Source organism: Coprococcus sp. AF102-57, assembly GCF_027686195.1.
GTDB lineage: Bacteria > Bacillota > Clostridia > Lachnospirales > Lachnospiraceae > Allocoprococcus > Allocoprococcus comes.
In genome coordinates, this window is the sequence record NZ_JAQCSY010000007.1 from 58,421 (window position 1) to 71,151 (window position 12,731).

Here is a 12,731-nt window from a genome sequence, read left to right on the forward strand (position 1 = left end):
ACCCCAATCCCCCGGACACAGACGGAAATGGAAAGGAAGGATCAAGTCATGTTAAGAAATGGAGTAATGATTGTAATCGCATTGATGAGCGGAGGATTTATAGGAGTGATAGTGACCTGTTGCATGGTTGCAGCGAAAAAATCCGATGAGGAGCTTGGCGATATGATGAAAGAGAAAAGAGAAGGGACGGTGATGCAATGCGAAAACGAAACCATGTGATCCCGGTGCGGTTAAATGCAAGGGAACTCAGGGAATTGGAGGAACAGGTGGAAAAAAGCGGACTGAGTCGGGAAGAGTTTATGCGTTCGCTGATCTTAGGAGCACAGGTACACGCAAAACCTTGTGAACATCACCCGGAACTGCTTAGGAAGATAGCGGGTCTGTGCAATAATGCGAACCAGCTTGCCCATGTTGCGAATGCTTCGGGAATGGCAAGTGAGCAGAGTGTACAGGAAATGCTCCGGCTTACCAAAGAGACATGGCATCTGGTAAAGGAAGAGTGGTAATGACAGATGGCTTATACAAGTGTTATCCCCGTCCACCGCCTGGACCGTTCCATCGAATATGTGAAAGACAAAGAAAAAACCACACAGAAAGCAGACTCTCTGGAGGCTGCCATTGATTATGCCATGAACCGGACAAAGACGGAACAAGCGGTCTTCGAAGATACCATCGGATGCACCAATGAAAATGCGTATGAAGATATGCTGACAACGAAAAAGAGATTCCATAAGATGGGCGGTGTGGAAGGATACCATCTGGTACAGAGTTTTGCAGAAGGTGAGGTGACACCGGAACTGGCACATCTCATCGGGCAGGAACTGGCAGACCGGCTCTTAAAAGGACAGTTTGAAGTAGTCATAACAACACATCTTAATACCAGACACTATCATAATCATATTGTCTGGAATTCTGTAAGCATGGTGGACGGACATAAGTACCATAGTAATGCTAAGAGTTATTATACGGAGATCCGTAAGATTTCCGATGACCTGTGCAGAAAATATGGTCTGTCTATCATTGAATCCAATCAGAAAAAATCAATCCCTTATGTACAGTGGAAAGCAGAACAGGAAGGAAAACCGACATGGAGAATGGCGATCCGTTTGGATATCAGGGAATCGGTACAGGAAAGCTACTCCTGGTTACAATTCCTAAAAGAGATGGAAAAGCGGGGTTATACATGGAAACTGAACAGGAAATACATTTCTTTAAAAGCTCCGGGAATGGAGCGGTATATCCGTCTGCGTTCTCTCGGAAAAAACTATTCCGAAGAGGAAATACGTGGGCAGATACTACAGCCAAAGGTGAAACGAGTCTATCAAAAGGCAGTACAGATTCATCCCAAAAAGAAACTGACCGGGATTCAGGCACTGTATTATTCCTATTTATATCAAATGGGGGTACTGCCAAAAAGACCGAAAAGGAGTCCATACGCTGTCAGAGAGGATATCCGGAAACTGGACCGCAGGATTGAACAGATTGAATTTCTACTGAAACATGACATCATAACCAGAGAGCAGCTTGCCGCGTACCGAGAGCCATTGCAAAAGCAGATTGCGGAACTTATGAAAGAACGCAGAAGATTGTATCGGAATGGGGGCAGGGAGACTGGGGAAGAACGATTGTCCGAAATCAATGAGGAATTGAAGCGACTCCGTAAGGAAGTTCGTATGACCGTTCAGATTGAGAAACATTCCTTGGAAATCGAAGCGAGACTTCAGGAAGCGGAAGAACAGAGCCAGAATGAAAAACGTGTGGAAGATAAAGAAAGAATGCAGAAAAGTCAGGAGGTGAGATAAGTATGAATTACGGAGCAGAACCGGCAGATCAGGTGGTACGGTACAGTCTGGAAGGGATGGAGTATTCGCTGAAGATCACCGGGAATGTAGCAAAGCATGTGGCAGTCTTTATTGCTGCCGCCTTGAAGGACCAGAAAAAGACAAGAGGGAAAACAAGACTTACCAGAATGTTAAAGGAACAGCGCCCGATGAAATTTTTTACCGTTCCGGGTGACCGTTTAAAAGAATTTGCAAAAGAAGCCAAGGCGAGAGGTATCTTATATGTAGTCATCAAAGATAAGGTGAATCCGGACCAGACAGAGGTCATGGTATTTGCAGATGATGCAGCGAAGATGAATCGGGTATTAGACCGGATGAATCTGGATTTTGTAAAAGCAGAATCAGGCTCTATGGTTACGGAAGCAGTGGAAAAAGAGACTGCACCGGAAAAGGCAGAAAACCAGATGGAAAAAGAAACCGGGGAGAATGTACGGACAGAGACCGTTGTCCTGCCGGAAGGCAAGATAGAATTTGAACTGGACGATGCGGAAGAAATGTTCCAGATCGGGGATGAGGCTTTCCCGGAAGGAAATTTTACACAGGCGCAGGAGGGGGAAGAAAAGAATCCATCCGAACCTTTCTCGCGCAACAGAAATACTTCTTCCGATCGGGAAATTAGCTGGAAAGAAAAGAATGAAAAACCATCTGTGCGGAAAGAACTCGGAGATATCCGCAAGGAACAGGAAGAGAAACGTAAGAGGCCGGACAGACGGAAAAATGCCAGAGAGAGCCGGAAGAAACGTAAGAATATGAAAACGAAAGGCAGGTAATGTATATGGATTTAACAGATATGATTTCAGGGGGAACGGAAGAACAGCAGGTTCCTGAACAGAAATTGACGAAAGAAGAATATGCAGCCAAAAAACAGCAGGAAAGAGAAGAGGTATGGGCTGAAGTAGATTCACAGGCACAGGGAGTTTTTCAGGATGGAGAAAAACTGAAAGGCTTTCTGGACTTTATGGCAGAGTGTAATACCCAGAGAACACCGAATCTGCTTTTGATTTACGGACAGCATCCAGATTTTAAGGTGGTAAGGTCTTATGAACGCTGGAGAGAAGAACACCGTTCGGTCAAAGTCGGGGAACATGGCATTACTTATATGATTTCCACTGAATACGAAAAAGACGGAGAAATGCGGAGAGGGTATACGATTGGAAAAGGATTTGACATCAGTCAGATGTCTGGAAAGCCATTGGAAGAACGCCCTCAGCGAAGTCTGACAGAACTGATAGGAACTGTCTTAAAAGACCAGTCGGTACGTGTGCAGATTGAGGATGATCTGCCAGACAAAGTGCAGGCCCAGTACAATCCGAGATACCGTACCATTTATATCCGCAACGGAATGAGTGAAGTAACGACATTCCATGCACTGAACAGAGAACTGGCGTGTGCAGCACTGGACCAGCATACCGGAACCTACAGCCGACAGAAAGTCAGTGCACAGGCTTATTGTGCAGCCTATGTGATTGCGAAACGTTATGGTGTGGATGTTACCGGATTCAATCTGGAGTATATTGCACAGAGAAATGAATGTGGAAAGAAAGATCCACAGGAACTGAGAGACTTTTTAAATGATGTCCGTCAGGCTTCCTATAGTATCCGAAACCATATCGAACGGAATTTTGGTGCAAAGGAACAGGAGTATGTAACCGATGAGTTCGCAATCGGAGACCCTGTAAAAACACCGGAAACCAAGGATGAAAAAGCATCTGGAAAAGAGAAAAAAGCAAAGAACCAGCCGGAACGATAAAAGTGAAAAAGTTGGACGGTTGGAGTAGCTATTACGGAGGTCTTGTGATATGGTTGGTGTAACAAAAAAGGAGGTCAGCCAGATGACAAAATACTATTTGAAGATGGATAACATTATGAAAAATATGTTCGTGGTGGCACTGAATGATGAGCTACAGGCGCAGAGTGAGCAGGATGAATGTTTGGAAGAAACGAAAGCTCTTCTGAAAAAAGTAAGTGAATACGACCTCGCTCAGAAACGACTGCAGATTACAGCCGGGGAACAAAGGCAGATCCGTAAGGCACTGAACAGACTCAGAAGTAAATATCTTGCAGCCGGAAGATACAGTGATGGAATAGATAAAGTTATTATTCAGGTTGCAAAACCGAATACTAGCAGACACATGTTCTGGTAGAGAAAGGAGTGGTTGATTGGTCATTTATTCAAGAGAAAAAGTGGCAAGACTTAGAGAACAGTATCCGGCAGGAACAAGAATCTGTCTGAATTCGATGGATGGAGAAGCGGGTATGCCGCAGGGACTGGAAGGAACTGTGCAGTATGTGGATGATGCAGGCCAGCTTGGTGTTAAGTGGGACAACGGCAGAAGTCTCTCACTGATACCGGGAGTGGATTCCTTTCATAAGAAAGAAGGACAGGGACATCCAGAAGAAAAGCCACGCAAGAAAAGAGAATCTGACTTGCAGAGATAAGTACAAAAAAGCAGGACTGGGTTCTGTATCTTGTCTTTCTGCCATTTGTCTGGTGGGCGGCAGCGATTACCGCTTGTGCCATTACACCGGATAAGAATTTTATTCAAATCTTAGAAACGCTGAGCGAAAAACTCGAACAGCCGTTTTTTATCACGTATACACCGTATACGTTCAAATGTATTCTGATATTCACAGCAGCCTATTTCTTAGGCATTGGTATTTATGAATCCCAAAAAAGAAATTATAGAAGAGGCGTGGAACATGGTTCCGCAAAATGGGGCAACGTGTCCGAAATCTGCAGACGTTACTGCGAAAAGCAGTACACGAATAATCTGCTTCTGACACAGCATTTCCGCATGGGACTGGATGGATATAAGCATAAACGAAATTTAAATGTGCTGGTAGTCGGAGGTTCCGGGGCAGGAAAGAGCCGGACCTATGCGATTCCGAACATCATGCAGTGCAACTGCTCGATGGTGATCACAGATCCGAAAGCGGAACTTCTGCGCAAAACAGGAGGTGTTCTGGAACGGAATGGATATGAAGTCCGGGTTTTTGATTTGATCAATCCGGAGACTTCCTGGTGTTATAATCCGTTTGCGTATGTCCGGGATGACAAGGATGTGCTGAAACTAATTAACAACCTGATCCGCAACACGACACCGAAAGGTGCACAAAGCTCGGACCCGTTCTGGGAAAAGTCAGAGACTGCACTTTTACAGGCACTTATGCTGTATTTACTGCATGAAGCTCCACCGGAAGAACAGAACTTCCCGATGATTATGGAAATGCTTGGAAGCGCACAGGTCAAAGAAGATGATGAGGATTACCAGTCACCATTGGACATTTTGTTTGAAAGACTGGAAATGCGGGACCCAGAGAGTATTGCGGTCAAGCAGTATGCCATTTATAAGCAGGCGGCCGGAAAGACCGCAAAGTCTATTTTGATATCGGTTGGTGTCCGTCTGGCAGCGTTCAATCTGAAACAAATCGCCAACCTGACCTGTACGGACGAACTGGACTTATACAGTATTGGGGAGAAAAAAGTAGCACTGTTTTGCTGTATTCCGGATGCAGACACCAGCATGAATTATCTGGTCGGCATGATTTACAGTAATCTGTTTCAGACACTGTATTATGTGGCAGATCGGAAGTACGGAGGAAGGCTTCCGATTCCGGTACACTGCATTATGGATGAATGGCCAAACGTAGCCTTGCCGGATGATTTTGACAAGATTCTGGCAACCATGCGTTCCAGAGGGATTTCCTGCAGTATCATCATCCAGAACATTGCACAGATGAAAGCCTTATTTAAAGACTCGTATGAGAGTCTGATCGGCAACTGCGATGAATTTTTATATCTGGGTGGAAATGAAAAAGAAGGACATAAGTATGTCTCGGAATTATTGGGAAAAGAGACATTGGATACCAATACCTACGGACAGACAAAAGGGCGTAGCGGCAGCTATTCGGTGAATTATCAGCAGACAGGAAGGGAACTTTTAACACCGGATGAAATACGGCTTTTAGATAACCGCAAAGCGATTTTGTTTATTCGTGGGGAGCGTCCGATCATGGACGATAAATATGATTTAAAAAAGCATGTGAATTTCAGATACACAGAGGACGGTGGTGCATCGCCTTATGATTATGCGAAAACACCACTGGCTCACGACGACCTAAAGATTGACATTAACAGATTAGACGATTACGAACTGCTGTCTACCGAGGACATCCTTGGTGAATAGCAGTTTTTTGATGGATTGGAGTGATGTGTATTGAAGAAACTTCTCACAGGAGAAAAAAATAGAACAAAAAAGAATACAACTGAAAAAATGATAACCCCGATGCCGATGGGGAGAAAACAGAAAAAGTGGATGAGCCTTTATATGGCACTGGTACTGACCGTAACGGTTGGAGCAACGACCGCATTCGCAGCCGGAGATCCGTTGTCCGTTATCAATAACCTGTCTACCTTTATTTTTTCTCTGATTCGTGCGATCGGTTTGATTTTGCTTGGATTTGGTGTTGTGCAGGTTGGTCTGTCTTTAAAAAGCCATGATCCAAGCCAGAGGGCAAATGGATTTCTGACACTGGCCGGAGGGGTAATTATTACGTTCGCCAAAGAAATCCTCGATTTGATTATGGCGTAAGCCTCTTTGAAAAAATATATCAGGAAACAGCAGGAGTGCCGGAAGGTACTCCTGTATTCAAAAATATGTTTAAGGAGGTGAGAGTTTTTGAGTGATAACTGGATTGTACAGAATCTAAACTCAGCACTATCCACATGGAGTGAAAAGATGGCAGAACTGTGGACTCTGCTGACCGAAAATCCGGCAACTTTTAAGGGCGGCGGCATCTGGCGGATTATGGTAAATATTAATGATGCACTGACAGCCATTGCTTATGGATTACTGGTATTATTTTTCGCAGCCGGAATCATTAAAACGTGTGGCAGTTTTACAGATCTGAAAAAGCCGGAACATGTGCTAAAAGCATTTATCCGGTTTGCACTTGCTCAGGGAGCAATTACATACGGGATGGAACTTATGCAGGCACTGTTTTCCATTGTGCAGGGAATCGTGACAACCGTAATGAGTGGCTCCAGTATGGCAGGAAGCGTGACGGAACTGCCAACGGAGATTGTAGATAAGATTGAGAGCGTGGGAATGCTGGAATCCATTCCGTTGTGGATTGTTACACTGCTTGGCAGTCTGCTGATCACTGTATTGTCATTTGTAATGATCCTGACAGTGTATGGCAGAATGTTCAAAATCTATATGTATACGGCAATCGCCCCGATTCCGATTTCCTCATTTGCAGGAGAACCCACGCAGTCCATTGGAAAGAACTTTATCCGTTCTTATGTAGGCGTATGTCTGGAAGGGGCAATTATTGCACTGGCATGTATTATCTTTTCTGCTTATGCAGCAAGCCCTCCGGCTGTCGGAGATACGGAGTTGAGTGCAGTTACAATCGTGTGGAACTATGTCGGAGAACTGGTATTTAATTTACTGGTGCTGGTTGGAGCAATTAAGGCATCTGACCGTATTGTCAGAGAAATGATGGGACTTGGAGGTTAAAAATATGGATATAAAGAAAACATTAAGATATAACTGGGAATTTGGACGTGAGACAGTAGCAATACGAGTGAGCTCTTATCGGAACAATGGAAATTTATATGTAGGACTCTGCCATAAGGAAGGGAGAGAATGGGAAGATTTTGGAGATGTAACCATTAATCTGCCCTATCAGTTCTTAGAGCCAAATGAGGCTTTTATAACAGGAGATTTTACCAAGGATATGCTTCATTTTATCAAGGAACATAAACTAGGAAAAGTGTTGAATGAAACAGGAAGATCAGGATATGCAACCTATCAGAAGGTAGCGTTTGATCTAGCAAGACTTGCGGAATTTGATCCGGAAGGCGTTGCAGAACACTGTAGATTTGCCGGGATAGAAGTACCGAAAGAAAAACCACAGAAAACGAAGAAACAAAGCAGAGGAAAGGAGCGATAAGTTATGGAAGTCAAGATGAATAAAGAAATCCGGGACTATCAGGAATCCATGTTTATGGGACTGGACCTGAGACAATGTGTGTGTTCTGTTCTTGCGATTCTTACAGCAATCGGAATTTACTTTGGAATGCGTGAAATTACCGGACAGGAAATAACCGGATGGCTGTGTGTGCTTGGTGCTACTCCATTTGCTGCCTGTGGCTTTTTCAAATATCATGGTATGACAGCCGAACAGTTTTTATGGGCAGTGATCAAATCCGAATTGCTGTATCCGAAGAAACTGGTGTTTCAGTCGGAAGATATCCACTACTCCTGCATGCAGGAGACCATCTCGCTGGGAGAAAAGAATCAAAAGGATGGAGCGGAAATCATAAAAGAGCGGGAGCAAAGAGCAGAAGCAAAACAGAGAAAGAAACGCAAGGGAAGGAGTGATGCCTTTGATTAAAACCTTAAGTCAGGCACTTCGGATGGATAAGGAACGCTTCAAAGTTCCGAAATCAGTCCAACAGGCAATTCCCATCCAGCGAATCTGGCCGGATGGAATTTTTCAACAGGGAACGAAATTCTCAAAAACATATCGTTTTACAGATATCAACTATTATATTGCGAGTAAGGACAATAAGACAGAAATGTTTCTGGATTATTCCGAACTCTTAAATTCACTGGATTCCGGCATTTCTGCCAAAATTACCATCAATAACCGGAGAATCAATAAAGAAGAATTTGAAAAATCAATCCTGCTTCCAATGAAGGAAGATGGACTGGACCACTATCGGGAAGAATACAACGAAATGCTCCTGTCTAAGATTACAGGAACAAACAACAGCATCTATCAGGAACGGTATCTGACTGTCAGTGTACATAAAAGATCGATTGACGATGCAAGAACCTATTTTGCACGTATCGGAACAGACATCGTAACACATCTGGCAAAGTTATCGTCCACAGCAGAAGGACTGGACGCAGAGAGCCGGCTCCAGATTTTCAGGGACTTCTTCAAGGGAGATGTCCCACAGGCATTTCCGTTTGATCTGAAACAATTTGCCAAGAAGGGAACAAGTTTCAAGGACTGGATGTGTCCGGATTCTATGGAATTTGAACGTGACCATTTTAAAATCGGTGACAGGTACGGAAGAGTCCTGTATATGCAGGATTATGCAAGTTATGTTAAAGATGACATGATTTCAGAACTGTGTGACTTCAGCCGGAATCTGATATTGTCGATTGATATCCTGCCAGTCCCTACGGATGAAGCGGTAAGGGAAATCCAGAACCGACTGCTTGGTGTGGAAACCAACGTGACCAACTGGCAGAGAAGGCAGAACGCTAATAATAACTTCTCGGCAATCGTACCATACGATATGGAACTTCAGAGAAAAGAAACCAAGGAAATGCTCGATGATCTGACAACCAGAGACCAGCGTATGATGTTCGGAATTTTGACAATGGTACATCTGGCAGACAGTAAAAAACAGTTGGATTCCGATACGGAATTATTATTGTCGATAGCAAGAAAGCATCTGTGCCAGATGGCAACATTAAAGTGGCAGCAAGTGGACGGACTCAATACAGTGCTTCCTTACGGACTGCGAAAGATCAATGCCCTGCGTACATTGACAACGGAATCAACGGCTGTTTTAATCCCGTTCCATACACAGGAAATCCTGCAGCCGGGCGGTATCTATTATGGGCAGAATGCAGTCAGCAAGAACCTTCTGGTAGCCGACCGGAAGAAACTGATGAATGGAAACAGTTTCCGGTTGGGCGTCAGTGGATCAGGAAAGAGCTTTTCGGCAAAAGAAGAGATTGTGCATCTGGCATTGAGTACCGATGACGATATCCTGATTCTTGATCCGGAGTCCGAATTCACAAAATTAGTAGAGGCTCTGGGTGGACAGGTTGTAAAAGTATCTGCGACATCAGACAATCACCTGAATGCAATGGATATGGACGCAGCCTACGGCAATGAAAAGAATCCACTGATTGAAAAATCGGAGTTTATTCTGTCTGTATTTGAACAGTTGGTTGGAGCAGGAAACCTGTCAGCAAAAGAAAAGTCAATCCTGGACCGCTGTGCTGCAGATGTGTACCGGGATTATATCCGAAGTGGTTATACCGGAGAAGTTCCGACATTGAAAGATATGTACCGACAGTTGATGTTACAGCCGGAAGAAGAGGCAAGGGGACTTGCACTGTCATCCGAACTTTTTATCAATGGAAGCCTGAACACCTTTGCACAGCCGACCAATGTGAATAAGAAGAACAGGATCATGGATTATGATATCCGGGAACTGGGGGAACAGCTTATGCCACTGGGAATGCTGGTTACCTTAGACAGTATTTTCAACAGGGTAATTCAGAACTGGAAAGAAGGAAAAACGACATGGATATTTGCCGATGAGTTCTATCTGTTATTCCGCTATGAATACAGTGCAAATTTCTTCTACCGACTGTACAAGAGAATCAGAAAATACAATGGATTCGTGACAGGTTTAACCCAAAATGTTGAGGAACTTCTGAAATCGGACACTGCAAGACTGATGTTGGCAAACAGTGAGTTTTTGATTCTTTTGAATCAGGCAAGTACAGACAGGGAAGAATTGGCAGCTCTTTTGAATATTTCCGAAAACCAACTGTCCTATATTACAAATGTATCGGTTGGCAGTGGCCTAATCCGTTGCTCTGGGAATATCGTACCATTTGAGAATACGTTCCCAAAGAATACAGACCTTTATAAACTAATGACAACAAAACCGGGAGAATCATAATGAAGAAAAAAGAAGAAGTAACGATAACTTTTTATGCTGCAGAGTGCGGTGAGTTCCATGATTTAGGAGAATATACAAAATGCAGAACGCTGGAAGAGGCATATAAAAAGTACCAGAAATATTGTAGAACATCTGCCAATATGTGTCCGGCTATTGAGTTTTCTATTCATGATCCAGAATCAATTTATTCAGACATGGAATATCCATTACCGTTGTCATCAAAAGACAGGGGAGACTTGGAACTTGTGCCATATTACAACGAACATCCACTGGTAAATGAGGCAATCAGACAGGTGGAGCAGTTGCAGAAACAGCAGGAAAAAAAGAAACATCGGGATGTTGCCCGATGAGATAAGAGATACGGAAAGAGGGTGACCGGATGAAAGATATCAAGGAACGGGTAAGGGATAAGAATCCGAAGATTCGAAATCCGGCTGCCCGACTTCCGAAAGAACTGGTTCGCTCAGCGGTTCTGGAAGCAAAAGAAAAGCCAAGGGAACTACATGAAAAAAGCAGTGGGCAGTCAGAATCCCCAACACAGTATGGAACTGAAAAAATAGAATCCGTACAGTACAGAGCGGCGAGTGTGGCAGGAAAAAGTATAGGGAAAACCACATATCAAGGTGGAAAAAAACTTGCTGGAGTGACCTACAGGAAGATAAAGGAAAGAAAAAGCAGACAGGAAGAAGCGAAAGCTGCCGAAGAAGCAATGGAGCAGGGGGCAGAAAGCGGAAAGAAATTAATCAAGTTGAAACCGGAGCAGGCAGCACTTGCCAAGGAGAATGGTAAACGGCAGGTGAAAGCAGCACCGAGAGTGGTAAAAGTATCCGGTCTGTCTCAAGAAAAAATAAAGACACAGGCATCCATGCAGAAACAGCAGATGGAAAAAAGTCTTCAGGCGATGCAGAAAGCAAGAGCAGCCCAGATGGCAAGAAAGTCAGCACAGGCATCGGCAGAAAGTGGAAAAGCAGTCCTTCAGGTAACTGGAAAGGGTTCAAAGTTATCCGTACAGGGAATTACAGCAGCGATTCAAAAAGGGGTAGTAGCTCTTGAAAAAATGGGAAAATGGATTGCTGCCGGAGGTAGTGCATTTCTTCTGGTATTTATTCTGATTGTGGGAATCATTGCAGGAGCAGCTTTCAGCAGTAATTCGGAAAGCTCCGAATCCCTAAGTGAAGAAGTGCTTGCGTATACTTCTGTGATACAGCAGTATGCATCCCAATACGGCATTCCGGAATATGTGTCTGCGATACAGGCCATCATGATGCAGGAATCTGGAGGCAGGGGAACAGACCCGATGCAGTGTTCGGAAAGTCCATATAATACAAGATTCCCACACACTCCTGGTTCTATTACTGATCCGGATTATTCGATAGAGGTTGGAGTACAGACCTTTGCAGACTGTATCAGACAGGCAGGATGCAGCAGTCCACAGGATCTGGACAAGCTGAAACTTGCATGGCAGGGATATAACTATGGAAATGGCTACATAGGATGGGCATTGCAAAGAGGCGGTTATACAGAAGCCAATGCATTGCAGTTTTCACAGGAACAGGCAGCTTCGCATGGATGGAGCAGTTACGGAGATCCCCAATACGTTCCCCATGTGATGCGGTATTATTCCGGTGGCAGCCTGTTTGCTGGTTTGTTTGGTAATCAGCAGATTGTGTCGGTTGCAATGGGGCAGCTTGGAAACAGTGGCGGTCAGAAGTTCTGGAGCTGGTACGGATTTGACAGTCGGGTAGAATGGTGTGCCTGTTTTGTAAGCTGGTGTGCGGATCAGAGCGGTCTGATTGCAAGTGGGAATGTTCCTAAATTCTCATTGTGCAGTGATGGAGTGTCCTGGTTTCAGGGAAAGAATAAGTGGCAGAGTGGCGGAACAACTCCGACAGCTGGAATGATCATCTTTTTTGACTGGGATCATGATGGAACATCGGATCATGTAGGAATAGTAGAAAAGTGTGAAGGTGGAAGAGTTTACACGATTGAGGGAAATTCCAGTGATCAGGTACGGCAGAGAAATTATGCAGTAGATTACAGTTCTATAATGGGATATGGGGTGATAAATTGATGGTTTCTTTCATAATTTGTTAAGGATTTTATAAGGGAGTTAATGAATCCTTTGGAAAATAGTCACAAAATAGTCACAGTTGATTGATAAATTG

15 protein-coding genes are annotated in these 12,731 nt (G+C 44.1%); all 15 read left to right on the plus strand.

Annotated features, from left to right (window positions below; genetic code table 11):
* Positions 1-48 precede the first annotated feature (48 nt).
* Positions 49-219, plus strand: a complete 171-nt coding sequence (locus tag PGZ10_RS06295) for a DUF3789 domain-containing protein (RefSeq protein ID WP_117482321.1) — start codon at positions 49-51, stop codon at positions 217-219.
* Positions 198-506, plus strand: a complete 309-nt coding sequence (locus PGZ10_RS06300; protein ID WP_024852688.1) for a plasmid mobilization protein — start codon at positions 198-200, stop codon at positions 504-506. Before PGZ10_RS06295 ends, PGZ10_RS06300 begins: the two co-directional genes overlap by 22 nt.
* Positions 507-512: 6 nt before the next feature.
* Positions 513-1,802 carry a relaxase/mobilization nuclease domain-containing protein gene (locus PGZ10_RS06305; protein ID WP_007884624.1) on the plus strand — a complete coding sequence of 430 codons (1,290 nt, stop codon included), beginning with the start codon at positions 513-515 and terminating at the stop codon, positions 1,800-1,802.
* Between the two features lie 2 nt (positions 1,803-1,804).
* The gene (locus PGZ10_RS06310) at positions 1,805-2,611 is read left to right on the plus strand and encodes a PcfB family protein (RefSeq protein ID WP_007884625.1); all 807 of its coding nucleotides are present in this window, start codon (positions 1,805-1,807) and stop codon (positions 2,609-2,611) included.
* Between the two features lie 5 nt (positions 2,612-2,616).
* Positions 2,617-3,591 carry an ArdC family protein gene (locus PGZ10_RS06315; RefSeq protein WP_044927355.1) on the plus strand — a complete coding sequence of 325 codons (975 nt, stop codon included), beginning with the start codon at positions 2,617-2,619 and terminating at the stop codon, positions 3,589-3,591.
* An 82-nt stretch (positions 3,592-3,673) separates the two neighbouring features.
* The gene (locus tag PGZ10_RS06320) at positions 3,674-3,985 is read left to right on the plus strand and encodes a hypothetical protein (RefSeq protein WP_044927369.1); all 312 of its coding nucleotides are present in this window, start codon (positions 3,674-3,676) and stop codon (positions 3,983-3,985) included.
* A 40-nt stretch (positions 3,986-4,025) separates the two neighbouring features.
* Positions 4,026-4,280, plus strand: a complete 255-nt coding sequence (locus tag PGZ10_RS06325) for a DUF4314 domain-containing protein (RefSeq protein WP_080543130.1) — start codon at positions 4,026-4,028, stop codon at positions 4,278-4,280.
* Positions 4,281-4,303: 23 nt separating this feature from the next.
* Positions 4,304-6,028, plus strand: a complete 1,725-nt coding sequence (locus tag PGZ10_RS06330) for a VirD4-like conjugal transfer protein, CD1115 family (protein WP_154301185.1) — start codon at positions 4,304-4,306, stop codon at positions 6,026-6,028.
* Between the two features lie 87 nt (positions 6,029-6,115).
* Positions 6,116-6,433: a glutamyl-tRNA amidotransferase gene (locus PGZ10_RS06335; protein WP_044927371.1), complete on the plus strand. Its 318-nt coding sequence runs from the start codon at positions 6,116-6,118 to the stop codon at positions 6,431-6,433.
* A gap of 87 nt (positions 6,434-6,520) precedes the next feature.
* On the plus strand, positions 6,521-7,363 hold the full coding sequence (locus PGZ10_RS06340) for a hypothetical protein (RefSeq protein WP_172590441.1): 843 nt from the start codon (positions 6,521-6,523) through the stop codon (positions 7,361-7,363).
* A gap of 4 nt (positions 7,364-7,367) precedes the next feature.
* Positions 7,368-7,799 carry a DUF4313 domain-containing protein gene (locus PGZ10_RS06345; protein ID WP_007884639.1) on the plus strand — a complete coding sequence of 144 codons (432 nt, stop codon included), beginning with the start codon at positions 7,368-7,370 and terminating at the stop codon, positions 7,797-7,799.
* A 3-nt stretch (positions 7,800-7,802) separates the two neighbouring features.
* A complete protein-coding gene (locus PGZ10_RS06350; protein ID WP_007884640.1) occupies positions 7,803-8,243 on the plus strand; it encodes a PrgI family protein in 441 nt (146 codons plus the stop codon).
* Positions 8,236-10,566: a VirB4-like conjugal transfer ATPase, CD1110 family gene (locus PGZ10_RS06355; protein WP_199596345.1), complete on the plus strand. Its 2,331-nt coding sequence runs from the start codon at positions 8,236-8,238 to the stop codon at positions 10,564-10,566. Before PGZ10_RS06350 ends, PGZ10_RS06355 begins: the two co-directional genes overlap by 8 nt.
* Positions 10,566-10,916, plus strand: a complete 351-nt coding sequence (locus tag PGZ10_RS06360; RefSeq protein WP_006426970.1) for a hypothetical protein — start codon at positions 10,566-10,568, stop codon at positions 10,914-10,916. Before PGZ10_RS06355 ends, PGZ10_RS06360 begins: the two co-directional genes overlap by 1 nt.
* Before the next feature lie 29 nt (positions 10,917-10,945).
* Positions 10,946-12,637 carry a lysozyme family protein gene (locus tag PGZ10_RS06365; protein WP_006426969.1) on the plus strand — a complete coding sequence of 564 codons (1,692 nt, stop codon included), beginning with the start codon at positions 10,946-10,948 and terminating at the stop codon, positions 12,635-12,637.
* Positions 12,638-12,731 lie beyond the last annotated feature (94 nt).

Bases quoted from the DNA above. Each gene is read 5' to 3' on its own strand.
- PGZ10_RS06315 (WP_044927355.1), top strand. From the start codon at position 2,617: ATGGATTTAACAGATATGATTTCAGGGGGAACGGAAGAACAGCAGGTT.
- PGZ10_RS06295 (WP_117482321.1), top strand. From the start codon at position 49: ATGTTAAGAAATGGAGTAATGATTGTAATCGCATTGATGAGCGGAGGA.
- PGZ10_RS06335 (WP_044927371.1), top strand. From the start codon at position 6,116: ATGATAACCCCGATGCCGATGGGGAGAAAACAGAAAAAGTGGATGAGC.
- PGZ10_RS06365 (WP_006426969.1), top strand. From the start codon at position 10,946: ATGAAAGATATCAAGGAACGGGTAAGGGATAAGAATCCGAAGATTCGA.
- PGZ10_RS06310 (WP_007884625.1), top strand. From the start codon at position 1,805: ATGAATTACGGAGCAGAACCGGCAGATCAGGTGGTACGGTACAGTCTG.
- PGZ10_RS06300 (WP_024852688.1), top strand. From the start codon at position 198: ATGCGAAAACGAAACCATGTGATCCCGGTGCGGTTAAATGCAAGGGAA.
- PGZ10_RS06320 (WP_044927369.1), top strand. From the start codon at position 3,674: ATGACAAAATACTATTTGAAGATGGATAACATTATGAAAAATATGTTC.
- PGZ10_RS06345 (WP_007884639.1), top strand. From the start codon at position 7,368: ATGGATATAAAGAAAACATTAAGATATAACTGGGAATTTGGACGTGAG.
- PGZ10_RS06305 (WP_007884624.1), top strand. From the start codon at position 513: ATGGCTTATACAAGTGTTATCCCCGTCCACCGCCTGGACCGTTCCATC.
- PGZ10_RS06360 (WP_006426970.1), top strand. From the start codon at position 10,566: ATGAAGAAAAAAGAAGAAGTAACGATAACTTTTTATGCTGCAGAGTGC.
- PGZ10_RS06350 (WP_007884640.1), top strand. From the start codon at position 7,803: ATGGAAGTCAAGATGAATAAAGAAATCCGGGACTATCAGGAATCCATG.